At 62.5% G+C, this 21854-nt stretch carries 17 protein-coding genes and 1 pseudogene; 8 read left to right on the top strand and 10 right to left on the bottom strand.

Going from position 1 to position 21854, the window contains the following annotated elements:
- Positions 1 to 57: 57 nt before the first annotated feature.
- Positions 58 to 234, bottom strand: coding sequence for a hypothetical protein (locus OU997_RS02565; protein ID WP_003244646.1), 177 nt, complete (start codon positions 232 to 234; stop codon positions 58 to 60).
- Positions 235 to 396: 162 nt separating this feature from the next.
- Here OU997_RS02565 and OU997_RS02560 point away from each other — a divergent pair.
- From OU997_RS02560 to OU997_RS02540, 5 genes and pseudogenes are all read left to right on the top strand, one after another.
- Positions 397 to 1629, top strand: a pseudogene (locus OU997_RS02560) (parallel beta-helix domain-containing protein); the annotation flags it as partial.
- A gap of 6 nt (positions 1630 to 1635) precedes the next feature.
- Positions 1636 to 2748 (top strand): SO2930 family diheme c-type cytochrome, encoded by a 1113-nt coding sequence (locus OU997_RS02555; protein WP_108488594.1) that lies wholly within the window; start codon positions 1636 to 1638, stop codon positions 2746 to 2748.
- Between the two features lie 269 nt (positions 2749 to 3017).
- On the top strand, positions 3018 to 6308 hold the full coding sequence (locus OU997_RS02550) for a DUF2126 domain-containing protein (protein ID WP_267808804.1): 3291 nt from the start codon (positions 3018 to 3020) through the stop codon (positions 6306 to 6308).
- 60 nt (positions 6309 to 6368) lie between these two features.
- Positions 6369 to 8861, top strand: coding sequence for a circularly permuted type 2 ATP-grasp protein (locus OU997_RS02545; RefSeq protein ID WP_267808802.1), 2493 nt, complete (start codon positions 6369 to 6371; stop codon positions 8859 to 8861).
- Positions 8858 to 9754: a transglutaminase family protein gene (locus OU997_RS02540; protein WP_108488639.1), complete on the top strand. Its 897-nt coding sequence runs from the start codon at positions 8858 to 8860 to the stop codon at positions 9752 to 9754. Before OU997_RS02545 ends, OU997_RS02540 begins: the two co-directional genes overlap by 4 nt.
- Here OU997_RS02540 and OU997_RS02535 read toward each other — a convergent pair.
- From OU997_RS02535 to OU997_RS02505, 7 genes are all read right to left on the bottom strand, one after another.
- A complete protein-coding gene (locus OU997_RS02535) occupies positions 9751 to 10692 on the bottom strand; it encodes a DUF808 domain-containing protein (RefSeq protein ID WP_108488640.1) in 942 nt (313 codons plus the stop codon). The two genes, OU997_RS02540 and OU997_RS02535, sit on opposite strands and share 4 nt — an antisense overlap.
- Positions 10693 to 11516: 824 nt before the next feature.
- Entirely contained in the window at positions 11517 to 12431 is a 915-nt protein-coding gene (locus OU997_RS02530; RefSeq protein WP_108488641.1) for a glycerophosphodiester phosphodiesterase, read from the bottom strand.
- A gap of 166 nt (positions 12432 to 12597) precedes the next feature.
- Complete coding sequence (locus OU997_RS02525; protein ID WP_108488642.1) at positions 12598 to 13170, bottom strand: HupE/UreJ family protein; 573 nt, start codon at positions 13168 to 13170, stop codon at positions 12598 to 12600.
- Positions 13171 to 13197: 27 nt separating this feature from the next.
- Positions 13198 to 13812: an urease accessory protein UreG gene (ureG, locus tag OU997_RS02520; protein WP_267808799.1), complete on the bottom strand. Its 615-nt coding sequence runs from the start codon at positions 13810 to 13812 to the stop codon at positions 13198 to 13200.
- Between the two features lie 19 nt (positions 13813 to 13831).
- On the bottom strand, positions 13832 to 14506 hold the full coding sequence (locus OU997_RS02515) for an urease accessory protein UreF (protein WP_267808797.1): 675 nt from the start codon (positions 14504 to 14506) through the stop codon (positions 13832 to 13834).
- On the bottom strand, positions 14503 to 15003 hold the full coding sequence (ureE, locus tag OU997_RS02510) for an urease accessory protein UreE (protein WP_108488645.1): 501 nt from the start codon (positions 15001 to 15003) through the stop codon (positions 14503 to 14505). Before ureE ends, OU997_RS02515 begins: the two co-directional genes overlap by 4 nt.
- Positions 15004 to 15167: 164 nt before the next feature.
- Positions 15168 to 15758: a TetR family transcriptional regulator gene (locus OU997_RS02505; protein WP_108488668.1), complete on the bottom strand. Its 591-nt coding sequence runs from the start codon at positions 15756 to 15758 to the stop codon at positions 15168 to 15170.
- Between the two features lie 207 nt (positions 15759 to 15965).
- Between OU997_RS02505 and OU997_RS02500 the strand changes: the two genes are divergently transcribed.
- The 3 genes from OU997_RS02500 (at position 15966) to OU997_RS02490 (ending at position 19165) form a co-directional block, all read left to right on the top strand.
- Entirely contained in the window at positions 15966 to 17081 is a 1116-nt protein-coding gene (locus OU997_RS02500) for a ferredoxin reductase (protein ID WP_267808795.1), read from the top strand.
- 16 nt (positions 17082 to 17097) lie between these two features.
- Positions 17098 to 18186, top strand: a complete 1089-nt coding sequence (locus OU997_RS02495) for a fatty acid desaturase family protein (protein WP_267808793.1) — start codon at positions 17098 to 17100, stop codon at positions 18184 to 18186.
- Positions 18187 to 18277: 91 nt separating this feature from the next.
- Positions 18278 to 19165 (top strand): esterase/lipase family protein, encoded by an 888-nt coding sequence (locus OU997_RS02490; RefSeq protein ID WP_267808791.1) that lies wholly within the window; start codon positions 18278 to 18280, stop codon positions 19163 to 19165.
- On the opposite strand, the gene OU997_RS02485 is transcribed toward OU997_RS02490, so the two are convergent.
- Both OU997_RS02485 and OU997_RS02480 read right to left on the bottom strand, forming a co-directional pair.
- A complete protein-coding gene (locus OU997_RS02485) occupies positions 19162 to 19488 on the bottom strand; it encodes a Rieske (2Fe-2S) protein (protein WP_267808790.1) in 327 nt (108 codons plus the stop codon). The two genes, OU997_RS02490 and OU997_RS02485, sit on opposite strands and share 4 nt — an antisense overlap.
- Positions 19489 to 19614: 126 nt before the next feature.
- Positions 19615 to 21807, bottom strand: coding sequence for a TonB-dependent hemoglobin/transferrin/lactoferrin family receptor (locus OU997_RS02480; protein ID WP_267808788.1), 2193 nt, complete (start codon positions 21805 to 21807; stop codon positions 19615 to 19617).
- Positions 21808 to 21854 lie beyond the last annotated feature (47 nt).

Here is a 21854-nt window from a genome sequence, read left to right as displayed (position 1 = left end):
GGTGGCTCTGAAGCGAATAAGGGTAAGGAGTGGTCATGTACGTCGTGCTGCCGCAGGTCAGAGCTCATCGGCATCACGCTGACTTTGAAGAATGAAGGTCACGACTATCAGGATCAGCCACAGCAGGTAGGGGCGGTACCAGGCCCCATTGGGGTCGATCCACCAGTCCATGATGGCCGGGGAAAACAGGTAGATCCCCACCACCAGGATCAGCACCAATCGATAGATATACATGCCGCATCTCTTCGTTTAATTGCCGGCGATGGTAACGGATGCATCGCGCTCTGCGTAGGCTGGCTGTTGGTCGGGCGGCATGGATATGTTGATGTAGGCTTGGATTTTTCTCATTAGTTGGTACTATCGTTCCACTTAATAAGAAAAACGCTGGAGATTGTCATGCGCCTTGCCCCGCTTTCCGTGCTTACCCTGTCTGTGCTGCTCGCCGCGTGCGGCGAAGAACCGGCCCCAGTGGCCAACCTGGATTTTCAGAAGAACCTGCAGACCCAACTGATCAAGGCCAAGCCCGGTACGGTGATCGAAATCCCGGCCGGCACTTACCAGCTGGACCGCAGCCTGAGCCTGAAAGTCAGTGGGGTAACCATCAAAGGTGCGGGCATGGACAAGACCATCCTCAACTTCAAAGGGCAGAAATCCGGTGCCGAGGGCCTGCTGGTGGATGCCTCGGATTTCACCATCGAAGACATTGCCTTCGAGGACACCAAAGGTGACTCGCTGAAAGTGGTGGGCGGCAAGAACATCATCATCCGCCGCGTGCGCACCGAATGGACCAATGGCCCGGCCACCGAGAACGGCGCCTACGGTATCTACCCGGTGCAGACCGAAAACACCCTGATCGACGGTGCGGTGGCCATCGGCGCATCGGATGCCGGCATCTATGTTGGCCAGTCGCGCAACGTCGTGGTGCGCAACAGTCGCGCCGAGCGCAACGTCGCCGGTATTGAGATCGAAAACACCATCGACGCCGACGTGTATGACAACGTCGCCACCGGTAATACCGGTGGCATTCTGGTGTTCAACATGCCCAACCTGCCGCAGGCCGGGCGGGTGACGCGGGTGTTCCGCAACAAGATCGAAGGTAACAATCACACCAACTTCGGCCACAAGGGCACACCGGTGGCCAGTGTGCCGGCAGGCTCCGGGGTGGTGATCAATTCCAACGATGATGTAGAGGTGTTCGACAACGACATTGGCGACCACAAGACCGCCAACGTGATCATCAGCAGCTACTTCAGTACCGGCTATACCGACCTCTCCACCGCCGAGAGTTTCGACCCCTACCCGGAAGGCATTCATATCCACGGCAACCGCTTTGGCCCCGGTGGCGACAGCCCGGATCACCTGGAGCTGAAAGCGCTGAAGGTCAGCCAGTTCGGTCTGAATGGCCGTCTGCCGGACATTCTCTGGGACGGCTACGTCAACCTCGACATCTTGGTGGATGGCAAGCTGCCGGCGGATCGGGCGATCTGCATCAATAACGGCGAGGCGGGGATGATCAACGTCGACGGGCCGAACAATTACAAGAACATCAGCACCGACATGACGCCTTATCGCTGCAGCCTGCCGCCGTTGCCGGCCGTCAAATTAGCCTCGGCTGAAGCCGGTCAGGGGGGCCTGATGCGTCGTCTGTTACTGGCAGCGCTGTTGCTCCTCGCCGGTTGCGAACAGCAACCGGCCCCGTTGTACCTGCCGCAAGGTGACAACTACCCGCAAACCCTCAGCGAGTGGGGCATGCTGCAGCGCGCCGATGGCTTTATCGCGCCGGTTGCCGAGGCTTTGCCCTACGACCTGAATACCCCGTTGTTCACCGACTATGCACACAAGCTGCGCACCGTCTGGATGCCGGCGGGTACAGCGGCGACCTATGCCGAGGCGCACTTCGATTACCCGGTCGGTACGGTGCTGAGCAAGACCTTCTACTATCCGAAGGACGCCCAGGGCCGCCTGCTGCTTAACGAGCAGGATGACCGCGACCCACAGCGCGGTTTGGAGCTGGCGCGGGTGCAGCTGATCGAGACACGTATCCTGCTCAAACAGCAGGACGGCTGGGTGGCGTTGCCCTATGTGTGGGATGAGCAACAACAGGAGGCCCATCTGGAATGGGCAGGTGATGGTCGCGAGTTGAGCCTGTTGGATGCCGAGGGCAAGACCCAAGCAGTGGCCTATCAGGTGCCGGACGCCAACCAGTGCGCCGGTTGCCATGAGGAAACCGCAGGGCAGGGCGTCAACCCGCTGGGGCCCAAGGCGCGGCACCTGAACAAGGACTTTGCCTACGCCGATGGCACCCGCAATCAGTTGCAGCACTGGCTGCAGCAAGGCCGTCTGCAGGGTGTGCCAGCCGAGTTGCAGGGCGTGCCGCAGAACGCGTTATGGCCGACGCCACGCGTTGGCGAAAGCCTGGAGAAGCAGGCGCGCAGTTACCTGGACGCCAACTGCAGCCACTGTCACAACCCCAAGGGACCGGGGCGTACCTCGGGCCTGCTGCTCGACCCGGCCACGGCCATCGGCATCAGTTATGGCTTGTGCAAGCAGCCGGTTGCTGCGGGTAAAGGCTCGGGTGATCGGCTGGTGGACATTCACCCGGGCCAGCCGGACAGGTCGGTGCTGCTGTTTCGCGTGGAAAGTGTCGACCCCAGCATCATGATGCCTGAGCTGGGCCGTTCCACCGTGCATGCTGAGGGCGTCGAGGTGCTGCAGCGCTGGATTGCCAGCCTGCAAGGGGATTGCTGAGGGGCTATTAGGTGTGGGTGGCGCTTCAGCGGCGAGCTGTTGTCGCGGCCAAAGCGGATCGCCGCCCGGCCCTCCCACGGATCTGGCGGTGTCATGAGATCAGTGCGCGACCTGTTTTCGTGCGCTGCGGCAGGTGTGGGGCATGGCTGGCCCTGTTGTGGTGCGCGTCAGTAGTGGGTGAATGCCCCAGGCCGCGCCAGTGCTGGCGTGGGCCGCTGGCATAAGTCTTGCGCTGCCTGGTTATCGCCCAGGCTCGCAGGAGGCCCGCTGTGTCGATTCATATCGCCTTGCACCATGTCAGCCACTATCGCTACGACCGCGCGGTCAATCTTGGCCCGCAGGTCGTGCGCCTGCGTCCTGCACCGCATAGCCGTACCCGGGTGCTGTCCTATGCGTTGAAGGTCGAGCCGGGCGAGCACTTTATCAACTGGCAGCAGGACCCTCAGGGTAACTACCTGGCGCGCTTGGTGTTCCCGGAGAAAACCCGCGAGCTGAAGATCGAGGTCGATCTGGTCGCCGAAATGTCGGTGTTCAACCCTTTCGATTTCTTCCTCGAACCCTACGCCGAGAAAATTCCCTTTGCCTACACCGCGGGCGAGCAGCTGGAGCTGGCGCCTTATTTGGTCAAGCTGCCGGCTGGCAAGCGGTTTGCCGAGTACCTGGCCAGCATCGAGCGCACGCCGCTGCCGAGCGTGGATTTTCTGGTGGCGCTGAATCAGCGCCTGTCCACCGATATCAGCTACCTGATCCGCCTGGAACCGGGCGTACAGACTCCGGAAGAAAGCCTGGCGAAAGGCTCCGGCTCCTGCCGTGATTCGGCCTGGCTGCTGGTGCAGTTGTTCCGCCACCTGGGTCTGGCGGCGCGCTTTGTTTCCGGCTACCTGATTCAGCTGAAAGCCGATGTTAAATCCCTCGACGGCCCGTCCGGCACCGAGGTGGATTTCACCGACCTGCATGCCTGGTGCGAGGTTTATCTGCCGGGCGCCGGCTGGATTGGCCTGGACCCGACCAGCGGCCTGTTCGCCGGTGAGGGCCATATTCCGCTGGCCTGCAGTCCTGAACCGTCCTCGGCGGCGCCGATCAGCGGCGGCGTGGATGAGAGCGAATGCGCGTTCAGCCACGAGATGTGGGTCGAGCGCATCTGGGAGGCGCCTCGGGTCAGCAAGCCTTACAGCGAGGCGCAGTGGCAGGCGATTGTCGGTCTCGGGCAGAAGATCGATGAGGATCTGCAAGCACAGGATGTGCGCCTGACCATGGGCGGCGAGCCGACCTTTGTTGCCCTGGACTACCCCGACGATGCGGAGTGGAACACCGCCGCCCTGGGGCCGAACAAGCGTCGCCTGGCCACCGACCTGTTCCATCGCCTGCGCGAGCACTACGCACCGCAAGCGCTGGTGCACTTCGGCCAGGGCAAGTGGTACCCCGGCGAGCAGCTGCCGCGCTGGTCGTTGAATGCCTACTGGCGGCGCGATGGCGAGCCGATCTGGCACAAGTCGGCGCTGTATGCCGATGAGCAAAAAGACTATGGCGTCGATGCGGCCAAGGCTGCCGACTTTCTCACCCTGCTCGCCGAGCGCCTGGGCGTGGACGCTAAATATTGCGTGCCGGCCTATGAGGACCGTTTCTACTACCTGTGGCGCGAGCGCAAGCTGCCGATCAACGTCACCGCCGAAGACCCACGCCTGGCTGACCCGCTGGAGCGCGAGCGCCTGCGCAAGGTGTTCGAGCAGGGGCTGGATAAAGTGGTCGGGCATATCCTGCCGTTGGCCCGGCAGGCCAAGCAGCTGGGTTGGCAGAGCGGCAGCTGGTTTTTGCGTGATGAGCACTGCCGGCTGATCCCCGGCGATTCGGCGCTGGGTTACCGCCTGCCGTTGGATTCGCAACCCTGGGTCAGTGAGGCTGATTACCCCTACATCACCCCCGAAGACCCGAGCCAACGCTTCGCCCCGTTGCCGGCAGCGGCGCAGATCAAGCCGCAGTCGCGCGGTGTCTGGTCGGGCAGCCAGACCAGTACGAGCAAGCGTCCGCTGCTGGGCCAGTCGGCTGCCGCTGTAGTGCGCACCGCGCTGTGCGCTGAGCCGCGTGACGGCAAGCTCTATCTGTTTATGCCGCCGCTGGTGCGCCTGGAAGACTATCTGGAGCTGGTCGCGGCCATCGAAGCCACTGCAGCCGAGATGAAGTGCCCGGTGCTGCTGGAGGGGTACGAACCGCCACTGGACCCGCGCCTGCAGTTCTTCCGGGTGACTCCGGACCCTGGCGTGATCGAGGTGAATATCCACCCGGCCGCCAGTTGGGATGAGCTGGTCGAACGCACCGAGTTTCTCTACGCGCAGGCCCGCGAGTGCCGCCTCTCCAGCGAGAAATTTATGATCGACGGCCGCCACACCGGCACCGGTGGCGGTAACCACTTTGTCCTCGGCGGCGCGACGCCGGCGGACTCGCCGTTTCTGCGCCGCCCGGACCTGCTGCGCAGCCTGATCAGCTATTGGCACAACCACCCGTCGCTGTCCTACCTGTTCAGCGGCCTGTTTATTGGCCCGACGTCGCAGGCGCCGCGTATCGATGAGGCGCGTAACGATGCGCTGTACGAGCTGGAAATCGCCTTCGCACAGATGCCTGAAGTGGGCCGCGACTGCCAGCCCTGGCTGGTCGACCGCCTGCTGCGCAACTTGCTGGTGGATGTCACCGGTAACACCCACCGCGCTGAGTTCTGCATCGACAAGCTGTATTCGCCGGACTCGGCCTCTGGGCGCCTTGGTCTGCTGGAGCTGCGCGCCTTCGAGATGCCGCCCCATGCGCAGATGAGCCTGGCCCAGCAGCTGTTGATTCGCGCGTTGATCGCCCGTTTCTGGCGTGAGCCCTACAAACCGGCGCGGCTGGTGCGCTGGGGCACCGAGCTGCATGACCGCTACCTGCTGCCGCACTTTATCGAGCAGGATTTTGCCGACGTGCTGCAGGAGCTGGACGGCTGCGGCTATCGCCTGCACAGCGAGTGGTTTGCCCCGCATTTCGAGTTCCGCTTTCCCAAGTCCGGCGACTTCAACGTCAAGGGCATCGAGCTGGAGCTGCGTCAGGCCCTGGAACCCTGGCATGTGCTGGGCGAGGAGGGCGGGGGCGGCGGTACGGTGCGTTATGTGGATTCCTCGCTGGAGCGCATGCAGGTCAAGCTCAGCGGCCTGCCGAGTGACCGCTATGTGCTGACCTGCAACGGCGTACCGGTGCCGCTGCGGCCTACCGGCAAGGTCGGCGAGTTTGTCGGCGGCGTACGTTTCCGCGCCTGGCAGCCGGCCAACTGCCTGCACCCGACCATCGAGGTGCACGCGCCGCTGGTATTCGACCTGGTGGACAGCTGGATGAGCCGCTCCCTCGGCGGTTGTCAGTATCATGTCGCTCATCCCGGTGGACGCAACTACGACAGCCTGCCGGTAAACGCCTATGAGGCGGAGAGTCGGCGTCTGGCGCGCTTCTTCCGCCTAGGCCATAGCCCAGGCAAGCGCCCAACACTGGCGCCAATCAACAATAATGAATTGCCCATGACCCTGGATCTGCGCCTCGTTTAACCCCCTCACCCATAACGGGGCGAGGGGCGCGCTGCCCGTGATCGTCTTATCGAGCCTGCCATGCCCGACCTGCTTGCCGACTACCCCCTGACACCAGGGGCTTACCATGAACTGTTCGACGCAGACGGTCAGGTGCGCCCGCACTGGCGCCTGCTGTTAGAGCGTTTGCAGCGCAGCAGCCCGGCGCAGCTGGCCCAGCGCCAGGCTCTGCTGGCGCGGCAGATTCAGGAAAATGGGGTGACCTACAACGTCTACGCCGACCCCGATGGCGCCGACCGGCCGTGGGAGCTGGATCTGCTGCCCAACCTGATCCCGGCCGAAGAATGGCAGCAGGTCGCCGCCGGCGTGGCGCAGCGTGCCGGTTTGCTGAATGCCGTGTTGGCCGACCTGTATGGCCCACAGCAACTGCTGGCCGACGGGCTGTTGCCGGCTGAGCTGGTGTTTGGTCACAACAACTACTTATGGCCCTGTCAGGGTGTGCAGCCGCCCGGCGGCACCTATCTGCACCTGTATGCGGTGGACCTGTCCCGTGCGCCGGATGGTCGTTGGTGGGTCACCGCCGACCGCACCCAGGCGCCGTCTGGCGCCGGTTATGCTCTGGAAAACCGGCAGATTGTTTCGCGCGCCTTTCCCGAGCTGTACCGCGATCTGCGCGTGCAGTACCTGGCCGGTTTCTTCCGTACCCTGCAGGACACCCTGGCGCGCCAGGCCCAGGCTGGCAGTGAAACACCGCTGGTGGTGCTGCTCACCCCTGGGCGTTTCAACGAGAGTTATTTCGAGCACCTGTACCTGGCGCGCCAGCTCGGCTATCCCTTGGTGGAAGGCAGCGACCTGACTGTGCGCGATGCCAAGGTCTATCTGAAGACCCTGGCCGGCCTGCGCCGCGTGCATGCGGTGCTGCGCCGTCTGGATGATGACTTCTGCGACCCGCTGGAGCTGCGCACCGACTCGGCCCTCGGCGTGCCTGGCCTGCTCGAAGCGGTGCGCCAAGGCAATGTGCTGGTGGCCAATGCCCTCGGCAGTGGCGTGTTGGAATCTCCAGGCTTGCCGGGCTTTCTGCCGGCCATCGCAGAAAAACTACTGGGCGAAGAACTGCTGCTGCCGAGTGTCGCCAGTTGGTGGTGCGGCGAGCCGCCGGTGCTGGATAAGGCTCTGGAGCAGCTCGACGAGTTGCTGGTGCGCGCCAGCTTTCCCTCGCAGAGTTTTGCCCCGGTGTTTGGCCGCGATCTGGATGAAGCGCAGCGCGCTGAGTTGGCTGAGCGGCTCAAGGCGCGGCCTTACGCCTATGTTGCCCAGGCGCTGGCGCAGCTGTCGCAGGCCCCGGTCTGGCAGCCTGAAGAAGGCCAACTGGCGCCGCGCGCCATCGGCATGCGGGTATTCGCCGTGGCGAGTGCCGACGGTTATCGGGTCATGCCCGGCGGCCTGACCCGGGTAGCCGCCGAAGCTGACGCCGAAGTGGTGTCGATGCAGCGCGGCGGTGCCAGCAAGGACACCTGGGTGCTCGGTGAACGGCATGCCGGCGGCGAGCCCTGGCAATGGCTGCGCCCGCTGGGCGTGGCCGATCTGGTGCGCAGTGACCCCTATCTGCCCTCAAGGGTGGTGGAAAACCTCTACTGGTTCGGCCGCTACAGCGAACGCTGCGAGGACGGTGCGCGGCTGCTGCGCATCATGCTGGCGCGCTATGTGGATGACGACGATGACCCGCAAGCCCTGCAAACCGCCTTGAGCCTGGCCGAAAGCCTGGGCTTGCTGCCGGATGCCGAGCGCGGCGAACTGCAGCAGCGCCTGCTTGAAGCGCTACTGGGCGAGGACTGGCCGGACAGCCTGCGCGGTAATCTACAGCGCTTGCAGTGGGTGGCTGGCAGCGTGCGCGGCAAGCTGTCCCAGGCCAACTGGCAGGCCCTGCTCGAATTACAGCGTGAGGCCCAGGGGTTGAGCTGCGAGCAGGCCGACTTCGGCGAGTTACTGGATTTTCTCGACCGTCTGCTGCTGTCTCTGGCGGCGCTCTCAGGCTTTGCCCTGGATGACATGACCCGTGATGACGGCTGGCGCTTTCTGATGATCGGCCGCTGTATCGAGCGTCTGCAGTTTCTCTGCGACAGCTTGGCGAACTTTCTGCGTAGCAGCGCAGCGCAGGACCAGTCGGCACTGGAATGGCTGCTGGAGCTGGGCAACAGCAGCATCACCTACCGCACCCGTTACCTGGCTTCCGCGCAGTTGATTCCAGTGCTCGACCTGTTGCTGTTGGATGAGCAGAACCCGCATGCCGTGCTGTTTCAGGTGCGCACCCTGCTGCGCTCGCTGGCGCGCCTGGGCGAGCGCTTCGAGCTGCCCAGCGAGCGCCGGCTGAAACACCTGGAAGGGCAACTGGCGCGCTTTAGTCTGGCCAGCCTGGAGAATCCGCTGTTTGGCGCGGCGAGCGTGCAGGAGGTGCTGGATGGTTTGTCTGGGCTGCTGGAAAGCATCAGCCAGGCCAGTGCGGACATCTCCGACCGTTTAGGCTTGCGCTTCTTTGTGCATGTCGACGCCAGCCAACGGACGCAATCCTCATGAGCAGCGCCTTCTACCAGATACTTCACGACACTCATTACCGCTACGCCAGCCCGGTGTCGCTGGCCCAGCAGCTGGCGCACCTGTGGCCGCGCGCCTGCCCCTGGCAGCGTAACCATGAACAGCAACTGCTGGTCAGCCCGCAGCCGTGCCAGCGCCAGGATGCCCTGGATGTGTTCGGCAACCCACTGACCCGCCTGGTGTTCGAGCGCCCGCATAACGAACTCAAGGTCAGTGCGCGCTTGCAGGTCGAAGTGCTGGCGCGGCCAGCGTTGGAGCTGCAGGCGTCACCGCCCTGGGAAGCGGCCCGTACGGCGCTGCGCTACAGCGGTCAGGCACTGTTGCCTGAGGTGCTGGAGGCGACGCGTTTTCGTTTCGAGTCGCCCTATGTGCACCTCAAGCAGGTGTTTGCCGAGTATGCGGCGGATTGCTTCAGCCCCGGTCGCCCGCTGCTGGCAGCGGTGGACGGGCTGATGCAGAAGATCTTTGCCGAGTTCAGCTTTGATGCCGCCGCCACCCAGGTGGCGACGCCGCTGTTACAGGTGCTGGAGGAACGCCGTGGCGTGTGTCAGGACTTTGCCCACCTGATGCTCGCCTGCCTGCGCTCTATGGGCCTTTCGGCGCGCTATGTCAGTGGTTACCTGCTGACCCAGCCACCGCCCGGCCAGCCCCGGCTGATCGGTGCCGATGCTTCGCATGCCTGGGTCTCGGTGTTTTGCCCGCAGCAGGGCTGGGTGGATTTCGACCCGACCAACAATATCCGCCCGGCGCTGGAACATATCACCCTGGCCTGGGGCCGTGATTTTGCCGATGTTTCGCCGCTGCGTGGGGTGATTCTCGGCGGCGGCAGCCATGACCCCGAGGTGCAGGTCACGGTGCTGCCGCTGTCGAATTAGCGCTTGAGGGCTTTCCAGATCCGTGCAAGCAGGCTGACCAGCAGCAGGGCGATGGCCCCGGCGATGATCCCCGCGACGGCGTTAAGCAGGGTCGGCAGTAAGGCCGCGAGCAGGCCGCTGCTGACTGCAACACCCTCAGCTAGTGCATTTACCCATTGTTGGGCTGAGTCCACGCCATGGATAAGAATGCCGCCGCCGACCATAAACATCGCGGCGGTGCCAAGAATCGACAGGGCTTTCATCAGGTAGGGGGCGGTTAGCAGCAGGCCACGGCCAAGGGCGCGCTGCAGGCGGCGGCCAGGGCCTTCGCCGGTGCGCTGGTTGAGGTAAAGGCCGGCGTCATCGAGCTTGACGATACCTGCCACCAAGCCATAGACCCCGACTGTCATCAGCAGGGCGATACCCGAGAGCACCGCGACCTGCTTGCCGAAACTGGCCAGGGCCACGGTGCCGAGGGTGATGGCGATGATTTCTGCGGAGAGAATAAAGTCGGTGCGGATCGCACCTTTGATCTTGTTCTGCTCGAATGCCAACAGGTCGACTTCGGGATCGGCCACCGCCTGCAGCAGTTCTTGTTGCTGCGCCTGGTTATCGGGGTGGCTATGCAGAAACTTGTGCGCGAGCTTCTCGAAGCCCTCGTAGCAGAGGAAGGCACCGCCAAACATCAGCAGTGGTGTCACCGCCCAGGGCGCGAAAGCGCTGATCAGCAGGGCTGCCGGCACCAGAATCAGTTTGTTGATAAATGAGCCTTTGGCCACGGCCCAGACAACTGGCAGCTCTCGTTCGGCACGCACTCCGGTGACCTGTTGGGCATTCAGTGCCAGGTCGTCGCCAAGCACGCCGGCAGTTTTCTTGGCAGCCACTTTGGTCATCACTGCCACGTCATCAAGCACTGCGGCAATATCATCGAGCAGGGTTAACAGGCTAGCGCCGGCCATTGCAGGGGATTCCTTTCGTGGTTTTGGGGTCATCACCTGATAAAGCAGCAGGTGACAGTGCGCAGATTTATACGTGAGTCGATGCCCGTCAGCCATAGGCTGGCGTCACGCGGTTGTCGTGCTGCACGAAAAAGGCTGGGTTAATCGCTGCTGCCGCTGGCACCTCCGGCATAGGCGGCGAGCAGGCTGCGTAACAGGTCATGGATTGGCATGGCACATCTCCTTGGGTGATGGCACGACCATACGCCGCTGCTCGGCAGTCGGACTGTTGATTGTATTGATGGCATCCATAGTCAGTCGCCATGACTGTACTTATGCACAGTGCAGTCGCATGCGATGATTAGTTGTGCACAAAGACTGTGGAGTGAGCTGTGGATAAGGTGGGTGTAGGCGCGTGTGCGCTTAGTCTGCTGGCAGTCTGCGGGGCTTGTGTGTTTTTTGATCAGTCAAATATTTCACGTAGAAACAACAGCTTAAGCTGGTTATTCAGGGCGTTGTGGTGCAGTGCTGAAGTTGTCCACGACTATTGTGGGTAGAGCTGTTGATAACTTCGGTATGGCTGCTTGCGAGGCTTGGAGTGCCTGGCTTTTCGCTGGTTGATCGTTTTTTGAACAGCTTGCTGTGTGCTTTCTTGACTTCACTTCACGTTCGCTGAGTCAAGCGATAATCACGTTTTTTCAAGGGTTTACGGCAAGGCATAGGCATCTCGCTGAGTACTTATCCCAAGTTGCTGTGGAGCGATCTGTGGATAACCTGCGTATGCCTGTGCTCAGGCCAGACTGGGGCTGGCCTGAGTAGGGTTGGCTATTTTTTGTACAGTATGATTAGTCGGCTTGGGCTGCGCTGATGCCGGTTGAGCGCCCCAGCACCTGCAGGGCGCGATCTGGATAGTCGGTAATCAGTGCATTGGCCCCCAGGTCGAGCAGTCGGCGCATATCGGGCTGTTCATTGATGGTCCACAGTTGCACATTCAAGCCGCGCTCGCTGGCAGTCTTGAACAGGCTCGGAGTGGCCATTGGCAAGCCTTCGTAACTTTCGGGAATCTGCAATGCCTGGTAAGAGGGTGACAGCAGGCTGCCCAGACCGACCCAGTTGAGTGCCACCAGCAGGCGTACCGAGCCAGGGCCCGCTGATGTGGCGACACCGGGGCATTGTTCGCGGAACAGTTGCAGGCTGCGATCATAGAAGCTACCGACAATTACCTTGTCGCGTTGCTGGTGCTTGGTCAGGGCTTCGCACACGTGCGTTTCCATGCCAACGTCCGGAACCTTGATTTCGATGACCTTGGGTGTTTCAGGGAAGCGCTGCAGCACCTCGGCAAAGCGCGGAATGCGGATGCCCTGGCCACGGTAGGGATAGCTCTGGCCGCCATCGGCACTCCAGCGGTAACCGGCGTCCAGCGCTTGCAGCTGCGCCAGGCTAAGCGCGGCAACCGGGCCTTCACCATTGGTGGTGCGATCCAGCGTACGGTCATGGATCACCACCAGCTCGCCGTCACTGGACAGGTGCAGGTCCATTTCCAGCATGTCCACGCCCAGATCCTTGGCGCGCTCGAAGGCGAATAGGCTGTTCTCTGGCCACAATCCTTTACCGCCGCGGTGAGCGATGACCAGAGGCTGTTCGCCCAGTGTGCTCACTACGGCAGGCGGTGTGGCTGGCGTGCTGGTCAGTGCCAGCACGCCTAAGGCGATGGCCAGCAACATCAAGGGAATTGAAATAAAACGGATGATGCGAAGCATATGGAGGATTCCAGGCAGGTCAGACAGGCTGTGCTTGATACACCTCGACTATGACAAAGCCATGAAGGCCACACGAGAGGCAAAATGCGCCAGCCGAGCGACCTTTGCGGTCAGCGCGGCTTGGCAATATGAAGGTGAACGCTGGTCGTCCATCCGAGCCAGCAACTCAGCCGGCCAGCAGCCAGGCGCCGGTGACTGCCGAGGCGGCGCCAAGTACGCGCACCACCGGTGCAGCGGCTTGGGGCAGCAGACGCACCAGGGCATAGCCACTGGCGTGCAGGGCCGCCGTGGCAACCACGAAACCGGCGGCATAACCCCATGGGCTGGCCAGCTCCGGCAGCTCCAGACCGTGGGCGACGCCGTGGGTCAGGGCGAACAGTGCGGTCAGGGCGATGGCGATCACCATCGGCAGGCGAATGGCCACGGCCACCAGCAAGCCAAAGGCCAATACCGAGGCGGCGATGCCGGTTTCCATCAGCGGCATTTCCAGGCCGTTAAAGCCCAGCAGGCCGCCGACCAGCATGCTGCCGACAAAGGTCAATGGCAGCGCCCAGCGCGCCGCGCCGGATTGCTGCGCGGCCCACAGACCGACGGCGAGCATGGCCAGCAGGTGGTCGAGGCCGAATACCGGGTGCGCCAAACCGGCCATCCATCCGGAGTGATCGTGGCCAGCGTGGGCGAAGGCCACTGCGGGGCTGAGAAACAGGGCGATGGCGAAGAGCGATTTACGCAGGTTCATGGGGTGTCTCCTTGACTGAATGGGTTCTCAGGCGGCGTTGAGCATGCCGTGCTGCTCGATAAAGGCGATGATCTGGTCGAGCCCCTGGCCAACCTTCTGGTTGCTGAACACGAACGGTTTTTCGCCGCGCATTTTCAGGGTGTCGCGTTCCATCACGTCCAGCGATGCGCCGACCAGTGGGGCCAGGTCGATTTTGTTGATCACCAGCAGGTCAGACTTGCAGATGCCCGGACCACCCTTGCGCGGCAGCTTGTCGCCGGCAGAGACATCGATCACGTAGATCGTCAGGTCCGACAGTTCAGGGCTGAAGGTGGCCGAGAGGTTGTCACCGCCGGATTCGACGATGATCAGGTCCAAACCCGGAAAGCGCCGGTTGAGCTGTTCGACGGCTTCCAGGTTGATCGAGGCGTCTTCGCGGATGGCGGTGTGCGGGCAGCCGCCGGTTTCCACGCCGATGATCCGCTCCGGGGCTAAGGCCTGGTTGCGCACCAGAAACTGCGCATCTTCCTGGGTGTAAATGTCGTTGGTCACCACGGCGAGGTTGTAGCGCTCGCGCAGGGCCAGGCACAGGGCCAGGGTCAGGGCGGTTTTGCCGGAACCGACCGGGCCACCGATGCCGACACGCAGGGGTTGGCTGTTCATCTTCAAGTCTTCCTTATCATCAAGAGCGGAATAAACGGCTGTACTGGCGCTCGTGCGCCATGCTCGCCAGGGCCAGGCCAAAGGCGGCGCTGCCCCAGTGTTGCGGTTCTAACTCGCTAGCCTGGTGTTGCGCTTGATCGAGCAGCGGCAGCAAGTGTGAGGTCAGTCGCTGGGCAGCTTGTTGGCCCAGCGGCAGGGTTTTCATCAGCACTGCCAGCTGGTTTTCCAGCCAACCCCAGAGCCAGGCGGCGAGGGCATCCTGCGGTGCGATCTGCCAGGCCCGCGCCGCCAGCGCCCAGCCGACGGCCAGGCCGGGTTCGTCCAGTTCACTAAACAGTTGCTGCGCCGGCTGATCCAGCTCCGGCAGGCCGCTGAGCAGTTGCTGCAGGGAGTAGCCCATCTGCCGGCTTTCCAGGCGCAGCTCACGGGTTTCACGGCTGGCGCGTTGCTGTTCGGCGAGCCGGCGCAGCTGGGCCCAGTCCTCGTTGGCTGCGGCCTGGCAATGGGCGAGCAACAGCGGTGCCTCGAAGCGCGCGAGGTTGAGCAGCAACTGATCGGCAATCCAGCGCTGGGCGCTTTCTGCGCTATCGACCAGGCCCTGTTCCACGGCCATTTCCAGACCCTGGGAATAGCTGTAACCGCCAATCGGCAGCTGGGGACTGGCGAGCCGGAGTAGCTGCCAGGCTTTATTCACTTACGTGCACCGAATTGATGCAGGCGCGGCGCATAGCTGAATTCGGCATCGCCGGCGTGGGAGTGGTGATGGCCGCCGCCGTATGCGCCTTGCTCGGGTTGGTAGGGCGCTTCGATCAGTTTCACCGTGGCACCTAGCTGCTCGAGCATGGCCTTGAGCACATAGTCATCCGGTAGGCGCAGCCAGCCATCACCGAGTTGCAGGGCGACATGGCGGTTGCCCAGGTGATAGGCGGCGCGCATCAGTTCGAAGGCGTTGGCGCAGGTGACGTGCAGCAGTGGCTCGGGGCGGGCGAACACACGTGCGATACGGCCGTCTTCGGCTTGCAGGTATTCGCCGTCGTGCAGTGCGGGCTGGCCGCGTTCGAGGAACAGGCCGACATCCTCGCCTGTGCGGCTGAAGCAGCGCAGGCGGCTTTTGCTACGGGCCTCGAAACTCAGTTCGAGTTCGGCGTCCCAGTGTGGCTGGGCGGCAATACGGCGGTGGATCACCAACATGGGGCAGTTTCCGGCAGGACAATGCCGGTTACAGAGCAAGTGCCTTGCCAAACTGCTGTATGGCCGCGCAATGCGGGTTCTTCAGTGGGTGCAGTGCTTAACTATCGGGCATTCAGGGCTGCGCTTTGGTGCGCACGCAATGGCTGTGCGCAATTGTGGTGCGCTCAGGTGTGGTGCTGGCCAAGCCCCTGCCAGTGTTTGGCGCCGATAAAGATAAAACGCAGCTGCTCGATCATCTTCGCTTCAGGGGTGGCATGGCGCGGCAGGGCACGGGCCGGAGGGTCGATCAGCTCGGGCAGGGTGGCGAATACGGTCTTGACCACCAGGTCGGCCAGCACGTTCTGTGCTGGCGTATCGAAATGCTGCAGCTTGGGCATCAGCGCGAGGTCGGCCACCAGGTCAGCGGTGATGCGTTCACGCAAAGCGCCTACGGCCAGGCGCACCGGCAGTGAGCCACCGTACTGTTCGCGGGCGAGAAACAGGAACTGTGAGCGGTTGGCTGCCACAGCATCGAGGAAGATTCGCACCGAAGCATCAATCACGCCGCCCAGCTCGAATTCGTGGTGGCGTACCTGGCGAATGGTCTCGCGAAAGGTTTCCCCCACTTCGGCCACCAAGGCCAGACCGAGGGCATCCATGTCGTCAAAGTGCCGGTAGAACCCGGTAGGCACAATCCCGGCGCAGCGCGCGACTTCGCGCAGACTCAAGCTGCCAAAGCCACGGCCGCTGTCCATCAGGCTGCGGGCGGCGTCCATCAGGGCGTGGCGGGTTTGCAGTTTTTGTTCGGCGCGCGGTTGTAGTGGTTTCAAACTTCGAGGCTCGGCATGGCGTTCAGCACCGCACTCTAACAAAGCGGCGTTGTAGACGTCGAACCACGCGCGCAGCTTACTTGAGTGTACGAGTGTTGACTGAGTGGTGTTGGCTCTGTCAGTCTAGTGAACAATTGTTCACTGGAGTCTGCCGTGGCCCTTATTCCTTTTGCCTGGATGCGCGGGTGTTTGCGCCTGTTAGGGCCGTTGCGACTGCTGGTGGCTGATGGTTGGTTACGGGAAAGCGATGTCGATGCCGGGCTGAAACTGCTGCACCCGGCGCTGCGCCTGAATCGGGTATTCGCGCGGGTAACCCAGCGTCAGTGGGTGGCCGATGACATGCTTGAGCTGACCCTGCAGGCCAACGGCAACTGGCGCGGTGCGCAGCCGGGCCAGCACCTGCAGCTCTATCTCGAACGTGACGGCGTACGCCTGAGCCGCAGTTACAGCCTGACGGCGGTGCAGCCAAATGGTTGTGTGCAGATCGCCATCAAGCATCAGGCGGGTGGCCGCGTTTCGCCCTATCTGCTGGAGCAGCTGGCGCTGGGTGATGTGCTGGAGCTTGGGCCGGCGTATGGCGAGCTGAGCTGGCCCGAGGCACAACAAGGCGTCCTGCTGTTGGCCGCTGGCAGTGGCATTACGCCGCTGCTGGGCTTGCTGCGTGTCGCGCTGGCGCAGGGCTTCAGCGCGCCGATCACGCTGCTGCATTACGTGCGTGGGCAGGGCCAGTGCGCCTTTGCATCCGAATTGCAGGCGCTGCAAGCGCAGTACGGCAATCTGCAGGTGCACTGGTCACTGACAGCTGCCAAAGCCGAGCCGGGCCAGTTGGCCGGGCGCTTTACGGTTGAACATCTGCATTCGGTCACCGCGTTGCAGCAGCGCCGTGTACTGGTCTGTGGCCCGGCGGGCTTTGTTGAGCAGGTGCAACATTGGTGGCAGCACGAGCAGTTGCCTGGTGCGCTGCAAGTGGAAGCTTTTACCCCTCCTGCGTTCAACGCCGTTGAAGGGCTGCGCGCGGTACGCCTGGGTTTTGCCCGCAGCCATCAACAGATGCAGGCCGACAACCAGCGCAGCCTGCTGGAGCTGGCTGAAGCGCAGGGTTTGCAGCCGGCCCATGGTTGCCGCCAGGGCATCTGCGCCAGCTGTACCTGCACCTTGCTCAGTGGCACGGTGCGCGACTTGCGCAGCGGCGCGCTGTTCAGTGAGCCGGGGCAACCGATTCGTTTATGCGTCAACGCCGCCCACAGCGACGTAGACATTGATCTTTAACTTGCGAGGTAACCCCATGCGCGCAGACCGTCACCTGTCCGCTGCCGAGTTGGATGCATTCGGCCAGGAGCTGGATGCGCTGCGCCAGCGCACCCTGGCCGATCTCGGCGAGGCAGATGCTCGCTATATCCGCCGGATTCGCGCCGCGGTGCGCTGCTGTTGCTGGAGCGGGCGCGGGCTTTTGATGTTCGGTTGGTTTCCGCCGACCTGGCTGCTCGGCACTTTGCTGCTGGGGCTGGGCAAGATTCTGGAAAATATGGAGTTGGGGCATAACGTGATGCACGGCCAGTACGACTGGATGAACGATCCTGAACTGGCCGGACGCACTTATGAATGGGATATCGCCGGGCCGAGCGACTTCTGGCGGCACACCCACAACCATGTGCACCACACCTGGACCAATGTACTGGGCATGGACGATGACGTGGGCTATGGCGTGGTGCGCTTGTTTCCCGAACAGCGCTGGAAGCCGTTCTACCGTTGGCAGCCGCTGTGGGTGACGATCCAGGCGGTGTTGTTCCAGTATTCGGTGGCGATTCAGCACCTGCGCCTGGACAAGGTCTACAAAGGCAAGCTGAGCAAGGCCGAGGTGCGCCCGCTGATCAGGCAGTTCAGTGTCAAGGTGCTGCGTCAATGGGGCAAGGATTACCTGGCCTTCCCGCTGCTGGCGCTGCTGATCGGCGCCAATGCCGCGGCAGTGCTCGCCGGTAATGCCGTGGCCAACCTGATCCGCAACGTGTGGACCTTCACGGTGATCTTTTGCGGTCACTTCACCGAGCAAGCCGCGGTGTTCAGCAAAGAATCCGTGGTCGGCGAGAGTCGCGGTCACTGGTACCTGCGTCAGCTGCGCGGGTCCAGCAACCTGAACGGCGGGCCGCTGTTTCACATCCTAACCGGTAACCTCAGCCATCAGATCGAACACCACCTGTTCCCCGATCTGCCGGCGCGGCGCTATGCGGCGTTGGCCTTGGACGTGCGTGAGATCGCTGAGCGTTATGGTCAGGTCTATAACAGTGGCAGTCTCTGGCATCAGTTCAGAACGGTGCTCTCACGTATCTGGATTTATCGCCTTGCGCCTTCTACCGGGTTGCCGCAGCAGGCATGACGCCACCCTGGCGTAATCTTTGCGGGTTAGTGTGGTCATAGGCTGAGAGTGCTTGGCGGCGTTCAACACATGATTACCAGGAAGGTTGCCCATGACGTCTTCTGCTCCCCGTTATCCGCTGGTGTTGGTGCCCGGTTTGCTCGGGTTTATCAGCTTGCTTGGCTATCCGTATTGGTACGGCATTGTGTCGGTGCTGCGACGTATGGGGGTCGTGGTGTTCCCGGTTCTGGTGTCGCCGGTGCATTGCACCGAGGTGCGCGGTGAGCAACTGCTGCTGCGCATTGCTGACGTGATGCAGCGGACCGGTGCCGACAAGGTGCACCTGATCGGCCACAGTCAGGGCGCCCTGACCGCCCGTTATGCGGCGGCGCTAAAGCCCGAATGGGTGGCGTCCGTTACCTCGGTTGCCGGGCCTAATCATGGTTCGGAATTGGCGGATTTTCTCAAACGGAAAGTCCCGCATGGCAGCCTGCGTGAGCGTGTGTTGAGTGTCTTATTAAGTGGCGTGGCACGTTGCATGGCCTGGCTGGAGCGCGGTTATAAAGGCGAGCCACTGCCGATTGATGTAGCTGCGGCGCAGCAATCGCTGACCCGCGACGGCGTGGCGGCCTTTAATGTGCGGTATCCGCAGGGCTTGCCGGCGGTCTGGGGCGGTGAGGGCGCGGCTGAGGTCAATGGCGTGCGCTACTACTCCTGGTCCGGCACCATTCAGCCCGGTATCACCGATAAAGGCGGCAACCGCTTCGACGGGCCGAATGTTGCCTGCCGCCTGTTTGCCAAGACCTTTCAGCGCGAGGTGGGGCAGTGCGATGGCATGGTCGGACGCTACAGCTCACACCTGGGCACGGTGATTGGTGATCAGTACCCGCTGGATCACTTCGACATCATCAATCAGACCTTCGGCCTGGTCGGCAAAGGCGCCGAGCCGGTCAAGCTGTTTGTTGAGCATGCACAGCGCTTGCAGGCTGCAGGCCTCTAGGTTTCATTTAGATCAACCCAGATGGCCTGATCATCCTCGCGGATAGCAAGTTCTTGCAGCGATTGCCCGGCGCAGGGGCCGGCAACGCATTCGCCGGATTCGATGAGAAAAAGCGCGCCGTGGGTGGCGCACTGGATCAGGCTGGCGCTGCTATCGAGAAATTGGTCAGGCAGCCATTCCAGCGGGATGCCGCGGTGCGGGCAGCGATTGCGATAGGCATACAGTTGACCGTCCTTGCGCACGGCAAACAGCTTCTCACCTGCAACCGCGAAGCCCCGGCTCTGGCCTTCGGCCACTTCATCGGGTGCACATAAACGCAACATAGGAACCTCCACGCCAGGTCGGCATTATGCCGCCCTGGCGTGGAAGTGAAAGAGGAGGGCGCATCCTTGCGCCAAGTGGAACGCTTTGTCGCGGCGAGTTAATCGCGCGGTAGATGTGTTGCCGGGTCAGATTTCCCAGACCAGATTGACGGCGGCGTGGCGGCCCGGCTGGCTGAAACGGCCCAGGCTTGGGCTGTTTTCGGTCAGGCCGCGTACATCACCCCATTGCCAGTACTCTTTGTCGGTCAGGTTGAAGAGGCCGGCATTCACGGCGAAGGCATCAGTCATCTGCCACCAGCCGTTGAGGTCGAGCACGCCATAACCCGATGTTTCGACGTGATTGGCGGTTTGGGTCATGTCGACGCGGGTTTTTGCCGCCACCAGGGTCCAGCTCAGCTCGCCACCAAACGTGCCGCTCGGCTCGCTGTAGCCCAGGCCGAAGACGCCCTTGAGCGGGTCGACACTGTTGATCGGCTGGCCTGTGCCTTCATCCTTGCCGCGGGCGTAAGCCACGCTGCCACGGGCTTTCCAGCCTGCCGGCAGGCCCAGTTGGTCGAGGAACAGTTCGCCTTTGGCTTCCGCGCCGCGAATGGTCACGCGGTCACGGTTGACGTATTGGAATTCGCCGAAGGGGAAACCCGGCACGCTGGAAGGTCGGCTGACCTGCTCAATAAAGTCGTCGTACTGGTTGTAGAACAGCGCCGCACCGAAGCTGCCGATGGCGTACTGGCCGCGCAGGCCCAGCTCGAAGCTGTCGCTGGTTTCGGCTTTCAGGTTGGTATTGGCCAGGGTGCGGTACATGCCCGGGTTGGCGAACTCGCCAAAGATCTCGATCGCCTGGGGGGCACGGAAGCCGGCAGCGTACTGACCGTAGACGCTGTGGGCCTCGTCCAGTTGGTAGGTCACACCGAACTTGGGGGAAATGGCCGAGTCTTTGAAATCGCTCGGGTTGCGATCCGTGGCCTGGCTGTTGAGGTACTTCTGGGTGACGTGCGGCTGCATTTCGTAGTGGTCATAACGCAAGCCCGGTAGCAGGGTCCAGCGGCCGATACTGATGCTGTCCTGGGCGAACAGCGCGTATTCCTTGGTGGTCGGATCGGGGAAGTCGCTAGTGGGCAGTACGGGGGTATTTACGCGGCTGGCCAGTACGGTTTCTCCGCCTTCGCGCAGGTCAGCGTTCTTCAGGTGTTTGACGTCCAGGCCATAGACCAGTGCATGTTGCGTGCTGCCGATGCTGAACGCCTTGTCCAGCTTGGTATTGAACGCCCAGAGTTTTTCTTCGTAGTAGGAATCCCGTGTGCGGAAGCGGGCTTGACCTGTTACCACGCGGTCTTCGAATGTTTGCTGGCGGGTCTGGCTGTCTTGGTAGCTCAGTTGGCTGTGGATCTGATCAGCCACCAGGGTATCGAGTTGCAGGGTATGGGCGAGAGAGTAACGCTCACGATCAACCCGGTCTTCTGCATTCTGAGTGCGGATGGCGGCGGTATTGCTGTAGTTGCTCAGCACGCGGGTGTCGGTATTGTCCTGGTAGCGCTCATAGGTCAGTTGCAGGCGACCGCTGTCGCTGTAATCCCAGCCAAATTTGCTCAGCAGGTTGTCGGTGCGGTAGTCCAGCGGGTTAGCCTGCTCACGGGTGCCACCGATACCACCCTGACCGCTGTGGGTGTCGGTGGCCTGACCGCCGCGGCGGCCCAGGTGCAGCAGGCCATCGACCTGGCCTTGACGTGCGGCAAAGGTGGCGCTGCGCTGCCAGCTGTCATCGCTGCCGTCATAGCCGGTTTTCAGGCGGGCGTATACGTCATCGCCTTCGTCCAGATAATCGCCGGCATCCTTGGTCAGAAAGCTCACTGCGCCGCCAATTGCATCGCTGCCATACAGCGAACTGGCGGGGCCACGGATGATTTCCACCTGCTTGACGGTATCGATGTCGACGTAATCGCGTTTGGCACTGAGGAAACCACCAAAAGAGAACGCGTCCGGCATGCCGATGCCGTCAACCTGGGTCAGGACGCGGTTGCCACCAATACCGCGAATGGTGAAGCCCGACAGGCCAAAGCGATCACCACTGCCGCCAACGGAAACGCCCGGCTCATAGCGCACCAGATCCTGAATGTTCTTCACGTTCTTCTGGTCGATGTCGCGCTCGGTCTGCACCGATACGGTACTCGGCACCTGGTCGAGGGTTTGCTCGGTGCGGGTGGCCGTGACGGTCACTGTGTCGAACTGGTTGGCGGGCTGTTCTGCGCCCAGCGCCAATGAGGGACTCAGCAACAGCAGGGCAAGCCAGGGACGGCGGGCGAACGGAGGACTTCTGTGCATAGGGACTCCAGGGTCATACGGGCGGCTTCTCTGGCCGCCGGGTTGGC

The organism is Pseudomonas sp. SL4(2022), assembly GCF_026625725.1.
Classification (GTDB): domain Bacteria; phylum Pseudomonadota; class Gammaproteobacteria; order Pseudomonadales; family Pseudomonadaceae; genus Aquipseudomonas.
The sequence above is the reverse complement of the archived record's forward strand: the minus strand, read 5'-3'. Positions and strand labels throughout refer to the sequence as shown.